Raw genomic sequence first — 19,623 nt, 5'->3', positions numbered from 1 at the left:
TCTTATTTGTCTTGTGTACATCTTCATTTCCCTGCGGCTTGCAACAGTTCCAGCAATAATTCCTTCCGTCTTCCCTCCGCTTTGCGAGCGAGCGTTGTGAGCTTCTCCACCTTGCCAAAGATCGGATAGAGTACACGTTCCGCTTCATAATGCTCAAATTCTTGAATCTGCCTAACCAACAGTTCGAGTATTTCCTCATTCTCCAGCTCGGACTGAATCTTCAGCCTCAGACTGTCCGTCGAACGACGCAAGCTGGTGACTAACGCAGGTATGGATTGAGCCGTTACACCCTGTTTTTCCACAAATGCCGCAATGAACTTATCCTGAATCAACTGATGCTCATCATCCACTTCGCCCATGTAATATTCAACCAGCGGGAAATACCGCTCATCCACGAGCCCCAGCCCAAAAGTTGCATAACTGCCCGGCATACAGCTTTTCTCTCCCTCGGTATCCTCATAAAACTCAAACTCCTGGATAGCCTCACGCGCATACTCTTCCAGGAGTGGATGCAACTCCGGATACTCCAGTGCATTGGCAAAGAATCGGTGGGTATCCGACTTCGCGAGTCCCTTGATCGGCAAATACTGCTTTACGCTGGACTTGAGCTTGATCTTATAACCTTTCGGAAAGCCCTGTTTCAATAGATGCGTGATAAAGGTAAGTGCCTGTTGATAGGCACCCGGCTCTTCCTTGCGAATGTGAATGGTCATCAGAGCAAATACATCATTTGCTGTGCATTCTACTTCTTCCGTTTTCACATGAATATCGTCCTTCGCATACGTCCCGCTACCTTCTGTCATCATACGTGCCGCACGTTTGCTACCGAGTTGCTTCGCGAGTTCCAGAAAAGTCACACCTTGGGGTTTGCTATAACTCGGCTCAAAACGCAGAATCATGACCGCCGCGTATAACAGCAAATCTATTGGTTGAGTCCCGGGTGTTTGCGCCTTCCCCTGCTCATCCGACGGTTGGCCTGTCTGTGATTCAACGTCCCATTCCAACGTTGCTCCTGGCTTAAGCGAATATTCATTGGTACGATAAGCCGAAGACTGTACATCATAATACTGTGGCAAAAACTGATTCTCCGCCCATGCCGTCACCGCACGAGTAATCTCACCCCGATGTTCCGCAAGTGCCTCCGGACGACCCTGATTCAACTCTAGAATCCGGTCATACTGCCTGATGGTCCATGCTACATCCAACTCCGGGAACAGCTTTGGATCGAGCAGATGACTCGTCAAAAAGAAGGATTCCAATGGCTTTGTTGGATATGTACTGTTCTCCAGATTCTTGTCTACATAGGTATGAATACGCTCAAGGAGCAGCTTTCTTTTCTCTTCGTTTATCCATTCCAATAAATTCAGTTGCAGCTTGCCTTCGGTTGTTGGGAATTTCCCACGCAAGGTGAAGCGGTAGTCAATCAACGGAGTATCTGCCAGGTTGTCCAATCTAGCTTGAACAACCTCTACAAGCTTAGGCCCGATCTCATTCCGTACCTGCTCCTCGGTAAAGGCTACTGCCTGCTTTGATTTCACATCATCATCCAAACCCAGATCCAGGCTGTCTACCGTGGTCCGTCCAGGTTTGTAATCCAGCACAATATCATTAACAATACCCATTTGCAGCGTGGTTCGCTTCACAACACTTTCCAAGTCATCCCGCTTTTCCTGTTCATCAAACCATTCATGGAGCGTCGTTATCATCTCTTCCATCGCCTGATCATAAAGTGTACTCATCTAATCTCCTGCCTTCCCATGCATCTTATGATGTTCATCAACCACACTTGAACCTCTATGAATCCCGGATTAATCCAAGGCATCTATGTTATAAATACGTATTGATGTTCGTATACTACCTATTATTTTACTCTCTCCAGGACACCCGGAACAATAAGGCAGCAGGGGGAGAAAAGGTGGTGAAAGATGCCCATAAGTGGTATTTAAGACATGCCCTAGTCAAAGAGATCTACGGATACGGATTCCTTTTTTTTCATATCTATGTATGCTCTCGGTATGCCCTCGCTATCGTCATCCCCAAGTTGTATAATCATTGTATTCCTTTTCAGGAGGTCCGACTAAATGAGCTACAGCAAATACTTCCCCTTGGAAAACTATTTGAATCAAGTTTCGATCACCCTTACATACGCAGAGCTTGAGGAGATTCTCGGATTTACGTTACCCCCTACAGCGTATAATCGCGAACAATGGTGGGTGAATAATTCCATGAATCATACACAGGCACTATCCTGGTTAAATGCCGGATGGAAGGTTGAGAATGTAATTCTAGGAAAACAAGTAACTTTTGTGCGCTGCGAGTCATAGTCGATCATGTACTATATAAGTTGAACTAAAGATTATTCACACTTACAACTCCAATGACAGAACAACCTTCCGATCGCTGTTATCCCCAGATTTTTTTCATTCACTCTTACAAAGGTGAAAATCCAGGGATAAAGGCGATCGCTTCGCTTCTTCAGGTTATTTCTGCCCTCTTCGTTCTCTTGTGAATGTTTTAGTTCAATTTATATAGATTATTGGTATCCACCTCAAAGGCTCTATTTTTCTTATCCTTGTTGTTTTTTGTCATTAAAATGTCTACAAAAAAAGCAGGGTAGATCCGATGAATTCATCAGTTCTCCCCTGCTTTGTAAATTAATTGACTGTCTTATACCACTCGTTCACTTCGGTGGTAATATCATCCCCGCCCATGGACTTCCACTTCGTCACAAACACATCAAATTCCTCAATGCCTACCTGACCATAGATTATCTTGCTGAACGTATCTTTCTCCAACTTGTCGATTGCGTCCTTCTTCATTTTCATCGTCTCGGTTGGTGCCCCGGTGAACTTGTTCTTGATGGCGTTATCTTTATTCGCAACAACCACCTCAGCGGCTACAAACACTTCCGGTTTGTTGGCAATCTTCGTATTTTTCTCAAAAGGAGTCTCCGGTTCCTTGCCCTTCGCAAGTTCCGCCAGCGTATCCATCATGAGATTCGGAATCCGTGCACCATCATACGTAATCGTATATTTGAGTGGTGATACGCCGTCCTTCACTTCGGCTTCACCAACAACTTTGCCATCCACGATGTCATAGTCATATCCTTGCGCGAAGCCATGTTCGAACTCGCTGCCCACTTCCGGGTTGGCAAAGTTGTCGAACAGATAATTCTGATACGTGAAGAAAATCTCCGGGTTCGCCATATCCTTGTTAATCAGCACCACCCCGTTGCTTGCACCAGAACCATGTTGGTGGCTCTCGCCTGTTGGCCCTGTAGGTAAGGCAATGGCCTTATACGTGGCACCATCCACATTTTTCTTCACATCATCAATCGGCCAGTTTGGCATCCAGTGTGGTCCCACGATAATTCCTGCTTTACCTGCGGTGAACAATTCTGCTGCCTTGATCTCGTCATAGACGCCTGCTTCTTTCGGCAGGTAACCTTTGGATAACCAATCTTTCATCGTTGCAAGGCCTTCCTTCACACCTGGCTGAATGGAACCATATTGCAGTGTTCCGTCTCCGGCATCATTCCACTGTCCAGGCATCGTGTTGTACATACCGAAGATCCAGCCGGATTCCGTCATCCAGGTATTGAGCGCATTTTTCATGCCCACGGTCAGACCATACGTATCTTTTTTGCCGTTCCCATCCGGGTCTTGATTTGTAAAAGCATCCATGACCGTAACCAGCTCATCGATAGTTTTCGGTTCTTCCAGCCCCAGCTTCTTCAGCCAGTCTTCCCGGATAAACATGACCGAATCGCCGTTATACGCATAATCGAAGATTGGAATGCCGTAACGCTCGCCCTCATACATGTAAGGATACCATTCTTCCGGTGCCGATTCGGATGCCTGTTTCCATGTGTCCGAAGCATACTTGTCAAACAGCTCGCCTGCATTGGCAAACTTGCCGGACTCAATTAATTCCCTTACCAGATTGTAGTCCCCTCGAATGGAGACAATATCCGGCAGTTCTTCGTTAGCGGACAGGGACAAGCGCAATTTCGTGTAAAATGCATCATTGGTTACCGATACAGCCCATGGCGTGGTCAGATCGATGCCAAGTCGTTCCTTGGCCCATTTGGTATGCACATTGTTCTGTGCCGTTTCCCCATTCTTGAATTTCGTATCATCATTCCAGGCCCGCAAATAACTCATCTGTACCGCGGGTTCATACTTCCCGTCTTGCAGAGCAAGTGGTGCAGCGGCTTCCTTCGTTGGTTCTTCCTTGGCCCCCGAACTGCATGCCGTTACAGCAACCATCGTTATTGCGAGTAATGCCGTCATCATTTTTCTATACATGAACTAACCCCTCCTCAGGTAACTTGGATACCCTTATGTGCCAAATGCACCTTACATGAAAAGGATAGTGCAGCCGGGGAGGCAAACATATATCACAATTTCAATGTTCATATTGATTTGTTAACCGTTCCGAAAATCCTGCGGGGTCAGTCCATAATGTTTGCGGAACACCTGAATGAAATAAGGCGTGTTGTTGTACCCCACTTCCTGACCAATTTCATAGATCTTCATCGCCGTATGCTTGAGCAAATGAACCGCACGTTCCATTCTGGAACGGATAATATAATCACTAATGCCTTCACCAGTGGATTGTTTGTACATTTTCGACAGATATACCGGGTGCAGATGCACCTCTCCGGCAATGACCTGCAACGATAAATCCTCACCTAGATGATGGTCGATCCATTGCTGCACCTGCCTGATCAGCGTTGATCCGGCATCCTGTCCCGCATCGCTTGCACTCTCTGCCCACTGCTGCATCACACTTCTGGTCCACGTTTCCAGACTGCGCAGAGAGATGCCATAACCATCCTTGAGCAACTGCTGGTACTGCTCGCCAAGCACTTCGGCTAACTGTCTTCCTTCCCGATGAGCCATATATGAGAATGCCGCCGCCAGATAATGAAAGGCCACATACACATGCTCCGGGAACACACTGTTCGACAGTTCGGCAAAGATCTGATCAATTTTGCGGTGTGCATCCTCCATGCGCCCGGCTTCCAGCAACGCCGTTAGACCCGGCGGTTCATACAGTGCTGCAAGTGACTTCAACGTGGCCCCATTGGTTCCCGCAGCCGCATTCAGATGTAATCCTTTGCCCGCCTCGGCCTGCTTGCGAAGTGCACTGACGGCTTGATGATATAACTGCGGCACCTGATCTGGAAAACGCCCCATACGACTAACGGATAGGGAAATGGTCGCGTTCAGATACTGCCTCACACTGTGGATCAACCGCTCTCCAAGTCGGCCCATTAACATTTCAGGTTCGGCCTGAGTTTGTTTGGGACTGGCCATGAAGACCAGATCATCATAGGCATCATCCGTATGGCAGAGATGATAGGTACTGCCGTAGATCTCTTCCACTACATTCGAGATGGCGTACTTCATCAATCGAAACGCTTTATGTGTAGGTTGATGGTCATCATACCGGATGAGCAGCAGTTGCATTTTATCTTGTGGACGGAACCCGATCTCCAGTTGCTCCAGCTTCCCTTCGAGTTCAGCATCCGCAAATTTATGCCCTAACAGTACATCCTTCATTAGCTCCGCCCGCTTCTCGGGCAGATGTTCCCTTACCGAATACATGGCCCGCTGATGCAGCATTTGTTTCTCACCCTCCAGGCGAATCTGCACTGCAGCCTGCTGCACGGATTCGATCAGTTCCTCATCTCGAACCGGTTTGAGCAGATAACTAACCGTCCCATGTTTAAGCGCCTGCTTCGCATAATCGAAGGAAGCATGCCCCGATAAAATAATACATTTTGTCTGTTCCCACTTTTGCCGGATATGACTGACCAGATCCAGACCGGACAGACCCGGCATGCGGATATCCGTGATAATAATATGGACCTGATGTGATGCCATATGTTCCAAGGCTTCTTTGACAGAATAGGCTTTGAATACCTGACCAATCCCGTGTTCTCTCCACGGTATGGAGACAGCGATCGACTCCACTGCCGAATGTTCATCATCCACGACCATCAGATTCATCATGCGGTTGTTCCTCCTCAAACCATCGAATTTCTACACTAAGTCCACCATAGGGAATCGCTCCAAAATGAAGCCCCGACGACAACCCATATCGCGTAACGAGACGCTGGTGCACATTCCACGTGCCTGTTCCAATCTCCTCACCCATTGGTTCATTGATCTCCCGTTCCAATTCGGCAATCTCTTCCGCTGTCAGCGTGACACCATCATTATCAACAAACAGGCTATATCTTGTATATTTCCGACCCTCAATATGTTCGGGTACCGCCATCCCCGTTACGACGACATGCCCACTGCCTTCCATCGGTTCGATGCCGTGGATCACTGCATTCTCTACGATTGGTTGAATGAGCAGCCGTGGAATGTGGAGCTGCATCAGTTGCTGCGGTACGGCGATCTCGTAGGTCAGCCGGTTGGTCCGCATCTGTTGAATGGACAGATAATGGTCCAGTAACCGGATCTCTTCTTCCACCGTTGTCATGTCATTCTCGCCCCGCGTAATGTAGCGATAGTAGTCTCCCAGACTTAGCGACATGGCAATAACCGCTTCGCGGTTGCCAAGCTGGGTCATATTTTTGATATAAAACAGGCAGTTGTACAGGAAATGAGGATTGATCTGTGATTGCAGATGTTTCAGTGTGGCTTCCCGTGAGCGGATACGTTCCTCGTATACCTTCTCGATCAATTCCTGAATCTGCTCCGCCATATGGTTGAAGCTCTGGGTGAGATACGCGAATTCATCACGGGAGTGATCGACTGGAATCCGAGTGGACAACTGGCCTTTGCGAATCTGTTGCAGCCCTCTCATCAAACGATGGATGGGCACCTGGACTTTTCGATACAAAAGCAGTGCGGCCCCGATACTCAGCACGAGCAGTAACAGAATGGAGGTAATAAACATATTTCGGCTCTTGTCCATCGGGGTTAACAAATCATCCAATACCACCGGGTTCACGTATACCGCTTGCAGTTGTTTGGAGTGCACGTAACTGACCAAATATTGTTTGTCACCCACCTCCAGCTGATGATTACCTTCCCTCTCCGGTCCGTCAAAGGGGATATCTCGCATAATCGCTTCGACCAGTTCGCGGTCTGCCGTACGGTTCAGCAACGGATCATTGCCCGGTACTAACAAGAAAGGATCTCCTCCCTGCGTTTCTTTAAAATCATCCAACATGGCAACCACGTTCATCGGGTCAAAATTAATCTCCATCACGGTTCGCACACCTGTGTTCACCGGTTTTTCATTCCACTCATAGTTATCTGTGAAAAAGTAGGTGAAACTCCCCTGCTCCAGCTGCCATTGTCCAGGTTGCGGAAACGTCAACATTTTCTCATCGTAGACTGTCCGGCTGGACATGGTGGATAACACCAGTTCCGCTTGTGGCAGGACAATGGTAATATCGTTCTTCCAGCGGCTGGTGGACTGGTACAATGATAATTTGTCGAGAATATCCAGATAGATGCTGTTTTTCTCATATTGGCTGGTGGAGTCCGTCATGTAACGGTAATGCAGAATACTCGGATCTCGCAGCAATGTCAGGCCATACAGCGAGAGCTGCTCGATATTTTTATCCACCTGGGAGCTGAAATAATTGAACTGGTTCAGACTCGACTGCTGTTTCTCTTCAACGACCATGTCCACATTTGCCTGGTTCGCGTACGTATAGAGCAGCAGAATGGGTACCAGCAGGCAGATTAAAAGAATGACCGTCTTCGCAAATACTGTGAATTTCATCGTTTCACCCTGTTCCTGAATTTGAAGTCCTTCTACACCGAAGTCCTATTTTATATTGAAAACCCTTACATTTCTATATGATTTTATATTCGCCTGCTTTCCTGCAACTTGTAATCCCCTTATACTGGGAGTGAATCAACATTTCGTGAGGGGGCTCTGTGATGCAACTGACAGAACAAGGCATTTTGCATATTAAAGAAGATGATATTTCTAGCTTATACTGTTACAGGGACCTGGATGGCATGGCCTTTGATGCTTCATTATTGTTTGAATTACAGCTTCAGGGATTAACGTTGCCACAAGGTAGCGTACGAGCGATTCAGTTTGATTTTGAGGCAGAGGAATCCCCCCTCTATGAAGAACGGGAACGTTTAGTGGCCGAGGTGCAGTCAGCGGTTCGTACCGTTGATGCGGAGTATGATGGCTCGATTGTGAAATAATATAGGCACGTTCAGCATGAAGGGCATATCGGAAGCAAAATAACATATGGCAGGAGCACAACCTGAAGACAGGGGCATTGGACTTTACAGTCGGATGCTCTTTTTTGCTGTTTCCATCAACAAGTTAATATTTCAACATCCGCATTGAAATGTTGTTCTATAGTCCGCCCTTTTCCGTTGCTATAATTCAGTTGCTCCACTCTGTGCAGAGGCTAACTCGCCTCATGTTGTCGGGGTTGGACGAGATAAAGGAGGGACCCTGATGGCTATGGAACAACCGTTAACAACCAATACGCCGGTGCGAAAAATGACACCCCATCCACGCAAACGTACCCGCTGGAATTTCAAACGCACGTGGCCGCTGCATCTGATGCTGCTGCCTGCTGTACTGCTCACATTGCTGTTCGCCTATGTGCCCATGGGCGGCATTATTATTGCTTTTCAAGACTTCAAACCGTGGCTGGGATTCACTGGCTCCAAATGGGTGGGCTGGGACAACTTCCGGTTCATGTTCGAATATCCCGACAGCGTTCAGGTCATCTGGAACACGGTGCTAATTGCTTCGATGAAAATTGTGGCCGGACTTGTGGCCCCCGTGGTATTCGCCATTCTGCTGAATGAGGTTCGGAACTCCACGTTCAAACGTTTCTCACAGACCTTGGTGTATCTGCCCCATTTCCTGTCCTGGGTTGTCCTGGGCGGCATTCTGCTCGATATGTTATCACCGGAAGGCGGGCTGGTAAACCAGGTGTTAGCGGCGGCTGGCGTTGAACCGATCTTCTTTCTGGGAGATGGAGACTGGTTCCGTGTAACGGTGGTTGTCAGTGATGTGTGGAAGGAGTTTGGATTCGGAACGATTGTATTTCTGGCAGCACTTGCGGGTATAAACCCGGCATTATATGAGGCTTCGGAGGTAGATGGAGCAACACGACTTAGACAGACACTGCATATTACCCTGCCTGCACTTGTGCCGATGATTATCGTGGTAGGTACGTTATCGCTGGGCAATATCCTGAATGCAGGCTTTGACCAGATCTTCAATCTGTACAATCCGCTGGTATATGAGAAAGGTGATATTATCGATACCTTTGTCTACCGGATGGGAATTCTGAATGGCAAAATGAGCTTTGCGACTGCCGTTGGACTATTCAAATCATTTGTCGCGATGTTCCTGGTCATCTCTGCGTATCGGATGGCGTACAAAATCGCCAATTACCGCATTTTCTAAAAGAGTTAGCATAACGCATTAAGGAGGAATCAAGGTGTATCACAAAACAACCGGGTACCGTATATTTAATGGTTTCAACCTGATATTCATCGCGGCCGTCTCGATCCTGTGCATCCTGCCGCTGGTCCATATTCTGGCCGTTTCCTTCAGTGGTAAAGCGGCAGCATCCGCCAATCTGGTGACACTATGGCCGATTGATTTTACGGTGGACGCTTATACCAAAACATTTGGTAACAGTAACTTTCTCAGTGCACTCTGGATCTCAGTCCAGCGTACGGTTTTGGGTACTTTGCTCAGTATGACACTTGTCTTCCTGACGGCTTATCCATTATCCAAGGAGAGTCTGCACTTCAAGGGACGTTCGTTATATGCATGGTTTTTCATCTTCACGATGCTATTCAGCGGGGGATTGATTCCATCCTATATTTTGATCCAGAAGCTTGGACTGATTAATACGATGTGGGCTCTCATTTTGCCAGGCGCGGTGGCTGTCTGGAACCTGATTCTGATGATGAACTTTTTCCGTAACGTGCCAAAAGAGCTGGAAGAAGCCGCATTCATTGATGGAGCCAACCATATCACGACCCTGTTCAAAATCTATCTGCCTGTATCCATGCCCGCCATTGCCACGATCTCCTTGTTCACCATGGTAGGTCAATGGAATTCCTGGTTCGACGGGTTGATCTATATGAATGATGCTTCCAAATATCCACTCGCCACGTTAATGCAGACCATTATCGTACAGCAGGATTTTTCCAACATGAACGTGGATGCAACGCAGCTCCAGAACATGTCCCAGCGTACGGTTAACGCGGCTCAGATCTTTATTGGCGCTCTGCCGATTCTGCTCGTATATCCGTTCTTGCAGCGTTTCTTCGTGAAGGGGATTGTGCTCGGGGCGGTAAAAGAGTAAGGCAAACACACGGAATCCCTTCTTGGAATTCTTTGTTCAGAAAGATCATGATTTCAGTTGATTCGAGATCGTTCTCCCGCGAGTTGCATTGTTATATTCATTAATTAACTCATCCAGCACCATGGATTGGCGAATAACCTCCGGATGCCATAGTTCCGGGTATTGACTTGCAATCTGGTAGAGTCTTTGCCGTGCATGTTCGATACATTCCTGAATGGTTTCCGGATTATGTACCATACTCCCGCCCCCTGTTGTCCTTGAATATCATCATCCAAAAAAGACCATCTAATATAATATTCGGAACAAGAGGGGATTTGGATTACCCCAAAATTAAAATTTTGGTTATTTTTTCTTGTAAAAGTTATGACCAGCGTGGATTACATGAGTTGATGTGCATATATGTTCAAAGCAAATAAACCGGATCGGCTGTAGCCTGTCCGGTTTATTTGCGTTTATTTATTGCAGAACAACTTCGTATGCCGAGATGAATATGAGCAGGCTCAACAGCTTACTTACGTTAATCCTCATATTTCGTAAAGAAAACATCCTCAAGAACGGCCTTGGCCTTCTTCAGATCAAGGATATTCAGCGTATGAAGCATCCCCATAATTTCATTCATTTCCTCGTTAACGGTTAACTCCCCTGTGGTCTCATTAAGTTCTGAGTCTTCTTCAGGATAAGCCCCCCCATCACCAGAAACGATGGATGGCCCATCTTTTTCCGAATTGAACCAGGACGCCTGTGCCGTATCACGGAGAGCATGCGCTAAGAACTGCAATTCATCTTCGGTATATCGCTGCAAAAAACGATTTGCGCCAAGATCAATTTGTTGATGCATGGCTTGATGTAAACGATAGATGTCTTGACCCTGTTCTGTCATGCGAAACAATACTTCTTTTTTATTATCCGGCAGGTATTCAGGCAAAATGATATTTTTCTGTACCAGCCTCTTGGTGATTTTGGAAACCGTGCCTTTGGAAAAGCCAAATTGCTTTGAAATGGTTATCCCATTTACAGGTTCAAGTGTTCCGATAGCATCCAGCACATGTAACATCGTAACCGTCATTTCTTCGATTAACTCTTGAACTTCCGGATCAGGGCTGTGCTTAAGCAGCCATTCCTTCTCTTCGTCATCTTCCGCTTGGAATTTAATCTGTATGTCTTTCACAGCTTCCAGCACTTCACCAATCAGGTGCTCTTTATTGTGATAGTTTGATGGCTTGATCATCCTTTTTCCTCCAACACTAATGAACTTCATCCCAGTATATCAAGGACAGGTTCATAATTAAAGTTTCCAGGAAACAATATTGACAAAAGAATAGAATTTAAATTACTATTGTTGCAAGGAAACTTATTGTTTCTAAGAAACAATAAGTTGTAATTTTCATAGTCCGTTAGTTATTAGAAACAGAACTTTATTTCAGATCCAATTTAGAGAGGAACATTACAAATGACAGCTATACGATTCAAGCCATCGCAAGAGAAGCAACAACCGGATGTGAGTCCATCGAGGGAAGATTACGATATCGACGTATTGGTTGCAGGTGCTGGCCCGACCGGATCTACATTAGCAGCAGATCTGTTGCGTCGCGGCCTTCGTGTCCGGCTGGTCGATAAGGCTCCCCATGCCTTTAAGGGTTCTCGTGCCAAGGGGGTACAGCCGCGTACCCAGGAGGTTTTTGAAGATCTAGGCGTGCTGAGTGATGCTCACACAGAGGGAAGTTCTTACCCGCTCGCAGGTATCCATCTAGGTCCGATCACTGTGCCGTGGCGCATGCAGCAGCGAAATAAACCTACACCAGATCTGCCCTATCCGAATATTCTTCTGCTGGCTCAACACCGCACGGATGCCATCCTGCACCGCCTACTCGAACGTCAGGGGCTGAATATTGGATTTAACAACGCGGTAGATACTTTTGAACAGGATGACGCTGGGGTGACGGTGACGCTCTCTTCAGGGGAAAAGATTCGCAGCAGATATCTGGTGGGGGCAGACGGGGGTTCCAGCACCGTTCGTAAAGGTACAGGTATTCGATTTGTTGGAGAGACCAACGAATCAGATCGTATGCTCATCATTGATGGTACAATCGATGGCTTGTCTCGCAATCGTTGGCATATGTGGCCCCGCACAAAAGGTAAATTTGTAGGAGCATGCCCATTGCCACACTCCGACCAGTTTCAGGTCATGATCAGGTTGGGAGCAGACGAGAACCCAGATCTGGACGAGGCTGTACTTGCCGCTCAGTTCTACAAGCTCACTGGTTTACGACTCTACGACATTACCTGGAGTTCCGTATTCCGTCCCAACGTGCGACTTGCTGAGCATTATCGGTCGGGCCGTGTCTTCCTTGCAGGCGACGCAGCCCACGTCCATACCCCAGCCGGTGCGCAAGGGCTCAATACCGGTGTACAGGACGCTTACAACCTCGGCTGGAAGATAGGTCAGGTCATTGCTGGCGCACCCGATCGCCTGCTTGACACCTATGAAGCTGAACGTCAACCTGTTGCCGCACGCGTTCTTGGGAAATCCAGCGAGTTGTACGCCAAGCTCGATAATAAACGTCTCGCCAGTCTCAAACGCGGTGACGAAGAACGACAGCTCGCACTATCGTATCATAGTGGTCCACTTAGCTCTGAGCATGCATCAGCGACCAAGTCACTTCAGGTCGGAGACCGAGCACCTGATGCTCCATGCATCGGCCCAGGCGGTGTAAGACGACTGTTTGAGATCCTTCGTGGACCACAATTCACATTGCTTGCCTTTGGAGCCAATACCGCTCATATTCTCCCAGAGTTGATCTGGCCAACCAGCGGTGCCGAATTGCGCAGATACATCGTTAGTACCGGCAATGAAGCCGAACAGAATGTTATCAACGATACCACCAAAAAACTGACCGAAATCTATGGCATTCACAGCGACACGCTGGTACTGATTCGACCCGATGGTTACATCGGCAGCATCATCAAGGGCGACTGGCAGGCGGAATTTGAGAATGCGGTCAGCATGGTTACCCCGCCAAGTTAAGTGAGAAATATTTAAACTGCGCTTCTAGCATCAAATGGAACTTCGACCCGGGGGGTATCACATCAGATAAACTACTTGTTATATTCATCTTAATCCAACATCCTTAAACCGATTGCCTATCGTCTCTGGAAAGGCAAGTTTAATGGCATCAATGGCACGTTGTTCCGTAGCCCCTGCCTTCCGGATAAGCTCAATCAAGCTTTGCACACATTCCGGTTCTCTCGCATCCCAAGAGATGGAGTTGTCTATTTCCTCAACGATCATTGTATACAGGTTTACGAGTAGCTCATACTCGTCTATGACCTGATCCATTTGAATGGACAGATGCTTAAGTCCTGCCACATAAGAGGCAATATCCCATCTTGATTTGGCATAATAGCGAAGAACTGTTGCCGCTTGTTCTGCGTCATATGTTCCTGACTGCAAAGCACCAGCAATAGCGGCATACGCAGCCGCCCCACAGGCATAATCTTGGGGCGGCAGCATATAGTCATGGGTTTCCCATTTGTAGACGGCCTGTATTAACGATTCCTTGCAGACTTCCCATAGATCTATAGGTGCACAGGCTTCCATTACCTGATAGTACCAGTAGGGTGTACTGTCCCTCCCAAACGAATCATAGGGCAGACGAATGATTTCATTACCTTTACTTTCACAGATGAACAGCACACGTTCCACCTCATCATATCCAGTAACAATGACAAATTGATCGTGCCAAAGAATCGCACCTACGCCCCGGTCAATGGAAGCTTTGATATCCAGCAGAGCCTGCTTCTGATAGAGCGGAAAAGTCGGTTCGAACGAAAAGCCCGCTGCCTGGCTCGCCGTCACGCCAATGAAGTCGGCTGCGACAAAGTTCTCTGCCATCCAGTTGTATGCGGAGATTGACTCTGCCGTCAGACACCGATCCACCACTAGTCTGAATGCACTTGCTGTCATACCTGCAATCATGTGGTGTGGGAAAACCGTCCACTGTTTATGTAATAAAATGCGATACAACGCATCTGTATACGCGCTCATACCGCTCCATGATCTATATTCATCAGCAAAATTCACAGCTTGCGGGGATTGAATCCAGTCCTGCAATACTACTTTTGTCGCCATCATCCTTCACGCCCTTCCTCTCTCATCCTATCGCGCGGAATGTGCTCCCCACCGTGGTATAGTGGACCTTTTACGGTCAGGATACTTCCGGGATATCACTCGAAAATAATCAATAGCCTGCTCTTCCAATGCTTTCGCCTTCACTAGTACCTGTGCTAGATCTTCTGTCGCATCTGATCGCAAGACACGTCTATTTTCCTGCTGAACTATATATCCTTTCATTTGGTCAATTAACGTCCCAAGCTTTTCATAACATGCACAAGCCTGGTCCAGTTCGTTCCATATCCCTCGAACACCCTGCAAATACATTCTTATTTCGGTTCGCGAATGGCAGAAGGATTCCAAAATATAACCTGCACCGGATTCATCGAAATCCCCACTCCGCAGGGCCTCCACCCACACATCATATGCCTTTTTACCTGAGGCAATATTCTGATCAGGTAACAGACAATAGGGAATATCCCAATCCTCAATCGCCAGTCGCAGGGATTCCAGCAGCATCTGCTGTTCAGGAATGCGGACCTGATCACCAAACACCTGACAATACCAAAATCCGGTAAAGTTTAAGCCGAAATTGTCATACAACAGAATCTGCGGTTCCTTGCTCCATCCGTCTTGCACATAAAAGATGCGGTCACTGTCATCATATCCATGAATAACACCGAACTCAGGAATCCAGTAAATCACACCAGTGCCTTCATCAATACTCCGTCTCACCCAATTCACTGCATCCTGCTGGTAATAACCAAACGTGGAATGACGTGTACGTCCCCCATCCCAAATCGTGAATATCCCCAGGTTATCGACTCCGGGACGATGTGCCTCCCCCCATTGTCCATACGCTGTAACCGACATGGGAAGTAGTCTGCGATGTATCGACAGCTTGAAAGCCATGCCCGTATATCCGGCAAGTACAACCTTGGAACCTTTAAACTGGCCTGTATGGGTGAGTATCGCATGCAGACTATCCACGTACGATTTGGACTCCCGCTTCATAATGAGGTTATCTAAAATATTCTCAGCCAAGGACGGATCTTCTCCTCTCTATGCTGCTTTATTCCATCTTACTTTGTATCGCGAGCCTGTTAATTAATCCTTCTGCGCTTTGCTGAAGCTTGCGTCTAAGCCACCCAGGAGACAAAAGTTCCTCCCATTCGCTAATAAACAAATGCTGCAAGAAAGCGTCCGTGTCATAAAATTCAATTGAATAAATCTGATCTTGCCTAGCCTGGATACGATACCCTTGCCATAGGTCCATTTGCTGCAATTCCTTCAAGCGAATCTCAGCTACAAACGGTTTACGCACAGGCAGTGGTTCTTCCCATCCACCTAGGAGAGCATCTGACCTGTACTCAAATCTCTCATCCAAGATCGATACATGAACAATGCCTTCCAAGCGAATGGCCACTTGTTGTACAGGGTCTGCTTCATAACCCACCACGTAATCGGCGTTATACTGGGATATCATCTTTAATGGACACAAGGAAAACTGCCGTTCTCCATCGTGATCCCTGTAATGAATATGTACTCTGCGCAAGTCAGTTATGGCATGGGACAATAATTCAAAGAATTGCAGTTGCTTCGGTTGCGCCGAAAATACCGGAAGCTCGCTAATTCCCATCTGTTGTTCCTCCAACGTAAAACGCTCCAGCAAATGCGCTACACGTTTCACCGCGTCTGCTTGATCATAATCGTAATGTCGATAGCGATGGGCCAGATATTTCAGCACACGCTGCTCTTCTTCGGTCATATACAAATGGGGCAATCGAAAAGTCTGATCCTCATAACAATAGCCCCGATATTTTGCCATATACACCAAAGGGGCTCGCAGGGAACTTGCCATATATTCAATATCACGCTGAGCTTGACGACGGGAGATTTCAAACTCACGGGCAAGCCAGCTGCTATTCGGAAAACGTCCACCCCGAATCTGTTCGTCAAACCAGTGAATCCGATGCATGTTACTCATCTTCCCGCCCTCATCTCATCCATTCCTAATATATTCGATTATATCAAAAGACATGGCCCGTTCCGAAGAACAGGCCAGTTATGTTATACATGTGCCTTATCCACTCTGGATTGCACGGCTTTGAAGCATTTCTTGCATACTTTCAGACTTGTACCGTCTGTTTTTGTTTGCGTATACAACAATTTAATTCGGGTACTGCTACACACCGGGCATGTTCCCCGGCCTCTGGAAGGAAGACTCCACAAGACGCGTCCTCTTTTGGTTTTTGCCAATGGTTGTGAACCTCTTTTCGATATGGTTTGTGTGTTCACCGTTATTATATAGGGCATGGTACGACACAGAATGTCGCATCAGTATTAGAAGTATTTCAAAAAGTCCCCAATTGATCACGAAGTAGACCACGAAGCGAACTCGACATCGAATCTTGCGTTCACCTTCGGAGTCCGGTGCTCATGTAGATTTGCCTACACTCCGCTCCTCCTCCTTCAGGTTCTCGTAACCTTCTCGGTGCTGAATCGTTAACTTTTTGAACATGCAGTATCAGAAAATAAAAATGTCCCCTCTTCGACCTGAAGAAAGGACAACATTTAGGAAGGATCTGTGCTCGACTGAGCTGCGGCCTGCAATAACGGTTGCAGGAGTCCTGGAAAGCGCGTTTCCAAATCATCGGATCGCAGGGTGAGAAAATGCTGTGTGCCCTGCACTCTGACCCGAATGACTCCCGCTTCTCGCAGGGTCCGAATGTGATGCGACATCGTTGACTTCACAACAGGTGCATGAAAATGACTGCACGGCTGCTCCCCGCTTCTCGCTGCTTCGGCAACAATCCCAAGACGGGTCGGGTCGCTTAATGCGTACAATACGGAGGAAAGTTCAATATCTGATACTTGTGGATGATGTAAAATCTTCATATTGTAGTCTCCTTTTATCAGACTATCCATTGTATTTTAACACAGATCCATGATATATTTCTAATGTTCGACACCAATCGAACTTTAATGATTTCGTTATGTAACCCCTGCTGTTAGGCACGGGATTGACATCATACTACATTTTGCAAATGTTACACACCGTTTCTGAAATGTTGCGAAATACACATCATCACTTTAGGAGGTTTTTATGAACAACACCGCAACCGCATCATCAGGGGAACGGACCGGAATACAGGAAGGTTTAATTGTAAGCTTGCTTGGTTTCACCGTTGTACTCGTTGTTATGAATACAATGATGTTTAATCTGGCCCTGCCCAAAATTGCAGCCGAATTTATGCTTACATCCGTCGCTTCCTCATGGATTGTTACAGGGTATTCCATTGTATTTGCCATTTCCTCGATTACGTTCTCACGTCTATCGGATTTCATACCTATTCGTACATTATTCACGACCGGGCTTACGTTACTTGGTGCGGCATCCGTTCTCGGGTTCTTCAGTAATCATTTCATCATTTTGCTCATTGCACGTCTGATCCAGGCTGCGGGTGCTGCATCAGTTCCGGGGCTCGCCATTGTGCTGATTACCCGGTACATTCCACATGATCGCCGGGGTAAATCGATGGCTGTCATCATGTCCGCCAGTTCACTGGGTCTTGGACTTGGTCCCGTCATCGGCGGAAGTATTACCCAGTTCCTGGGATGGCATGATCTGTTTATCGTTACGGGGTTAACGTTATTCTTGATTCCTGTATTCTTCAAACTGCTTCCGCGGGAAACACCGCAAAAAGGTTCATTTGACCTGCTGGGTGCCGTGCTTCTTGCCATCGGTACTACGGGTGTACTGTTATTCCTGACTTCCCGTCAGTGGTACACGCTTGTTATCGGTGTTGCAGCACTGCTTCTGTTCTGGCTCCGAATTCGGCGCGCGGCAGATCCATTTGTTCAACCTGCTTTGTTCAAAGACAAAAAATATATGATGCTCAGCTCGCTGGGGATTGTATCGTACATCAATAACTTCTCAACGTTGTTCCTGCTGCCGCAAATTTTGGCACATCTATATGGACTGACCCCTGCTCAATCCGGGCTAGTCATCTTCCCGGGTGCAGTCGTGTCCATGCTGCTGTCCAACCGGATCGGCCGCATGATTGACCGACATGGCAATACGTTGCTGTTGAAATTTGCACCATGGTTGCTACTTGCTGCTGCCGGATTGTTCGCCTTATTTGCAGACAATAACATATACGCCATCATGGCCGTGTATGTCCTGCTCAGCGTTGGCTTCTCTTCCCTAACCACCAGCGTGTCCAATGAATTGTCTGGCAATCTGACCATGGATCAGGTGGGCGCAGGTATGGGACTGTTCCAACTTAGTCAGTTCTTCAGCGGTGCCTTCAGCGTTGCTGTCACTGGTGTAGCGTTAACTGCGATGCAAAACATGCCGCTATCCTCGGCGTACACCAATATTTTCTGGGGTATGACCGTAGTTGCACTGGCATCCGTTATTTTCTCTCAGGTGTATCTGAGAATGCAGTCACGGAAAGTTACGGAAACAAGTAACCGGATCTAACATCTCATTTAAGCAAAAGAAGTCAGGAAGGGACCCTCGGGTTCTGAACCTGGCTTTTTTCTATCCCATTTTTCTGTGCATGTGTCAGCTGCCCTCTCCCACAAACACAAAACAGCCCCAAGAATGCGTTCATCACGCTCCTCGGGGCTATTATTTTACGGTTGATCAAATTCTATATTCTTCTACACTGATTATACTATTCAAACAGGTCCAAACGAAGACGTTTCAGACTTGTATGTTTGATGTACCACTGGCCGTCGATTTTGACAAAAGTCTCGTGGTAGTGCCCAAATCCGTGGAAGGATTTGTTCTCATTGCCCTCCGGGAACGTGACCCAATCTTCCATTGGGGAGATGACCTTTGCTTCGTTCTCAGATACAAATTCAACTTCGGCGCTATGAACATGATGCACAGTTACGGCAACATCCACAAGATCACGGAATACTTGTACGATCGTATCACGGCCTGTTAATACCGGAATTGGATTGCCCTCTGTGCTGAAATCGGCCACTGCATCCGGAGCAAACACATCACCCAAGGTATCCCACTGCTTCGTATCAATATAGCGGCAATAACGCGCCTTGGTGTTCCGAATGTTTTCAAGCGCGAGCAATTGTTCCAGTCCTGTGATCGTTGATTGGCTCATGTGTTGTCCCTCCAGAGATGTAAAATGTGATGTAAGATTAGGAT

Annotated in this window: 18 protein-coding genes; 6 read left to right on the top strand and 12 right to left on the bottom strand. The window is 47.3% G+C overall.

The genetic code is table 11. The features are described 5' to 3' along the window. Positions 1–23 precede the first annotated feature (23 nt). Positions 24–1,739, bottom strand: coding sequence for a DUF6138 family protein (locus MHI14_RS04075; protein ID WP_341129919.1), 1,716 nt, complete (start codon positions 1,737–1,739; stop codon positions 24–26). 342 nt (positions 1,740–2,081) lie between these two features. On the opposite strand from MHI14_RS04075, the gene MHI14_RS04070 reads away from it, so the two are divergent. After that, positions 2,082–2,324 carry a DUF7662 domain-containing protein gene (locus tag MHI14_RS04070; protein WP_124118181.1) on the top strand — a complete coding sequence of 81 codons (243 nt, stop codon included), beginning with the start codon at positions 2,082–2,084 and terminating at the stop codon, positions 2,322–2,324. 330 nt (positions 2,325–2,654) lie between these two features. On the opposite strand, the gene MHI14_RS04065 is transcribed toward MHI14_RS04070, so the two are convergent. The 3 genes from MHI14_RS04065 to MHI14_RS04055 form a co-directional block, all read right to left on the bottom strand. Beyond that, positions 2,655–4,307, bottom strand: coding sequence for an extracellular solute-binding protein (locus MHI14_RS04065; protein WP_341129918.1), 1,653 nt, complete (start codon positions 4,305–4,307; stop codon positions 2,655–2,657). A 120-nt stretch (positions 4,308–4,427) separates the two neighbouring features. Next, positions 4,428–6,020: a response regulator transcription factor gene (locus MHI14_RS04060; RefSeq protein ID WP_341129917.1), complete on the bottom strand. Its 1,593-nt coding sequence runs from the start codon at positions 6,018–6,020 to the stop codon at positions 4,428–4,430. Continuing rightward, positions 5,995–7,755, bottom strand: a complete 1,761-nt coding sequence (locus MHI14_RS04055; RefSeq protein WP_341129916.1) for a sensor histidine kinase — start codon at positions 7,753–7,755, stop codon at positions 5,995–5,997. The genes MHI14_RS04060 and MHI14_RS04055 overlap by 26 nt, the downstream gene beginning before the upstream one ends. Positions 7,756–7,916: 161 nt before the next feature. Between MHI14_RS04055 and MHI14_RS04050 the strand changes: the two genes are divergently transcribed. From MHI14_RS04050 to MHI14_RS04040, 3 genes are all read left to right on the top strand, one after another. Continuing rightward, on the top strand, positions 7,917–8,195 hold the full coding sequence (locus MHI14_RS04050; RefSeq protein ID WP_341129915.1) for a hypothetical protein: 279 nt from the start codon (positions 7,917–7,919) through the stop codon (positions 8,193–8,195). A 307-nt stretch (positions 8,196–8,502) separates the two neighbouring features. Then, positions 8,503–9,423: an ABC transporter permease gene (locus MHI14_RS04045; RefSeq protein ID WP_036668173.1), complete on the top strand. Its 921-nt coding sequence runs from the start codon at positions 8,503–8,505 to the stop codon at positions 9,421–9,423. Positions 9,424–9,457: 34 nt separating this feature from the next. Further along, a complete protein-coding gene (locus MHI14_RS04040; RefSeq protein ID WP_017692164.1) occupies positions 9,458–10,336 on the top strand; it encodes a carbohydrate ABC transporter permease in 879 nt (292 codons plus the stop codon). Positions 10,337–10,381: 45 nt separating this feature from the next. Here the strand turns inward: MHI14_RS04040 and MHI14_RS04035 are convergent, their stop codons facing one another. Next, positions 10,382–10,573 carry an aspartyl-phosphate phosphatase Spo0E family protein gene (locus MHI14_RS04035; protein ID WP_341129914.1) on the bottom strand — a complete coding sequence of 64 codons (192 nt, stop codon included), beginning with the start codon at positions 10,571–10,573 and terminating at the stop codon, positions 10,382–10,384. Positions 10,574–10,853: 280 nt separating this feature from the next. Continuing rightward, positions 10,854–11,564, bottom strand: coding sequence for a MarR family transcriptional regulator (locus MHI14_RS04030; protein ID WP_341129913.1), 711 nt, complete (start codon positions 11,562–11,564; stop codon positions 10,854–10,856). 222 nt (positions 11,565–11,786) lie between these two features. Here MHI14_RS04030 and MHI14_RS04025 point away from each other — a divergent pair, with 222 nt between their 5' ends. After that, positions 11,787–13,361, top strand: a complete 1,575-nt coding sequence (locus MHI14_RS04025; protein ID WP_341129912.1) for an FAD-dependent monooxygenase — start codon at positions 11,787–11,789, stop codon at positions 13,359–13,361. Positions 13,362–13,445: 84 nt separating this feature from the next. On the opposite strand, the gene MHI14_RS04020 is transcribed toward MHI14_RS04025, so the two are convergent. The 5 genes from MHI14_RS04020 to MHI14_RS04000 all read right to left on the bottom strand — a co-directional run bounded on the left by MHI14_RS04020 (position 13,446) and on the right by MHI14_RS04000 (position 17,345). Further along, a complete protein-coding gene (locus tag MHI14_RS04020) occupies positions 13,446–14,465 on the bottom strand; it encodes a hypothetical protein (protein ID WP_341129911.1) in 1,020 nt (339 codons plus the stop codon). A 27-nt stretch (positions 14,466–14,492) separates the two neighbouring features. Further along, positions 14,493–15,491, bottom strand: coding sequence for a hypothetical protein (locus MHI14_RS04015; protein ID WP_341129910.1), 999 nt, complete (start codon positions 15,489–15,491; stop codon positions 14,493–14,495). Positions 15,492–15,519: 28 nt separating this feature from the next. Beyond that, a complete protein-coding gene (locus MHI14_RS04010) occupies positions 15,520–16,434 on the bottom strand; it encodes a helix-turn-helix transcriptional regulator (protein ID WP_133387202.1) in 915 nt (304 codons plus the stop codon). 83 nt (positions 16,435–16,517) lie between these two features. Further along, the gene (locus MHI14_RS04005; protein WP_074096524.1) at positions 16,518–16,706 is read right to left on the bottom strand and encodes a hypothetical protein; all 189 of its coding nucleotides are present in this window, start codon (positions 16,704–16,706) and stop codon (positions 16,518–16,520) included. A 315-nt stretch (positions 16,707–17,021) separates the two neighbouring features. Then, the gene (locus tag MHI14_RS04000) at positions 17,022–17,345 is read right to left on the bottom strand and encodes an ArsR/SmtB family transcription factor (protein WP_036606795.1); all 324 of its coding nucleotides are present in this window, start codon (positions 17,343–17,345) and stop codon (positions 17,022–17,024) included. 208 nt (positions 17,346–17,553) lie between these two features. Between MHI14_RS04000 and MHI14_RS03995 the strand changes: the two genes are divergently transcribed. Continuing rightward, complete coding sequence (locus MHI14_RS03995) at positions 17,554–18,933, top strand: MFS transporter (protein ID WP_091038435.1); 1,380 nt, start codon at positions 17,554–17,556, stop codon at positions 18,931–18,933. Between the two features lie 196 nt (positions 18,934–19,129). Here the strand turns inward: MHI14_RS03995 and MHI14_RS03990 are convergent, their stop codons facing one another. Then, the gene (locus MHI14_RS03990; RefSeq protein WP_074096526.1) at positions 19,130–19,579 is read right to left on the bottom strand and encodes a nuclear transport factor 2 family protein; all 450 of its coding nucleotides are present in this window, start codon (positions 19,577–19,579) and stop codon (positions 19,130–19,132) included. Positions 19,580–19,623 lie beyond the last annotated feature (44 nt).

The sequence above is a fragment of the Paenibacillus sp. FSL K6-2393 genome (assembly GCF_038002545.1).
Lineage (GTDB): Bacteria > Bacillota > Bacilli > Paenibacillales > Paenibacillaceae > Paenibacillus.
Note: the sequence above shows the minus strand (reverse complement) of the source record. Positions and strands in the feature narration are given on the sequence as shown.

Coding starts and splice junctions, on each gene's coding strand:
- MHI14_RS04075 (WP_341129919.1), bottom strand. CDS start 1,739: ATGAGTACACTTTATGATCAGGCGATGGAAGAGATGATAACGACGCTC.
- MHI14_RS04070 (WP_124118181.1), top strand. CDS start 2,082: ATGAGCTACAGCAAATACTTCCCCTTGGAAAACTATTTGAATCAAGTT.
- MHI14_RS04065 (WP_341129918.1), bottom strand. CDS start 4,307: ATGTATAGAAAAATGATGACGGCATTACTCGCAATAACGATGGTTGCT.
- MHI14_RS04060 (WP_341129917.1), bottom strand. CDS start 6,020: ATGATGAATCTGATGGTCGTGGATGATGAACATTCGGCAGTGGAGTCG.
- MHI14_RS04055 (WP_341129916.1), bottom strand. CDS start 7,755: ATGAAATTCACAGTATTTGCGAAGACGGTCATTCTTTTAATCTGCCTG.
- MHI14_RS04050 (WP_341129915.1), top strand. CDS start 7,917: ATGCAACTGACAGAACAAGGCATTTTGCATATTAAAGAAGATGATATT.
- MHI14_RS04045 (WP_036668173.1), top strand. CDS start 8,503: ATGACACCCCATCCACGCAAACGTACCCGCTGGAATTTCAAACGCACG.
- MHI14_RS04035 (WP_341129914.1), bottom strand. CDS start 10,573: ATGGTACATAATCCGGAAACCATTCAGGAATGTATCGAACATGCACGG.
- MHI14_RS04030 (WP_341129913.1), bottom strand. CDS start 11,564: ATGATCAAGCCATCAAACTATCACAATAAAGAGCACCTGATTGGTGAA.
- MHI14_RS04025 (WP_341129912.1), top strand. CDS start 11,787: ATGACAGCTATACGATTCAAGCCATCGCAAGAGAAGCAACAACCGGAT.
- MHI14_RS04020 (WP_341129911.1), bottom strand. CDS start 14,465: ATGGCGACAAAAGTAGTATTGCAGGACTGGATTCAATCCCCGCAAGCT.
- MHI14_RS04010 (WP_133387202.1), bottom strand. CDS start 16,434: ATGAGTAACATGCATCGGATTCACTGGTTTGACGAACAGATTCGGGGT.
- MHI14_RS04000 (WP_036606795.1), bottom strand. CDS start 17,345: ATGAAGATTTTACATCATCCACAAGTATCAGATATTGAACTTTCCTCC.
- MHI14_RS03995 (WP_091038435.1), top strand. CDS start 17,554: ATGAACAACACCGCAACCGCATCATCAGGGGAACGGACCGGAATACAG.
- MHI14_RS03990 (WP_074096526.1), bottom strand. CDS start 19,579: ATGAGCCAATCAACGATCACAGGACTGGAACAATTGCTCGCGCTTGAA.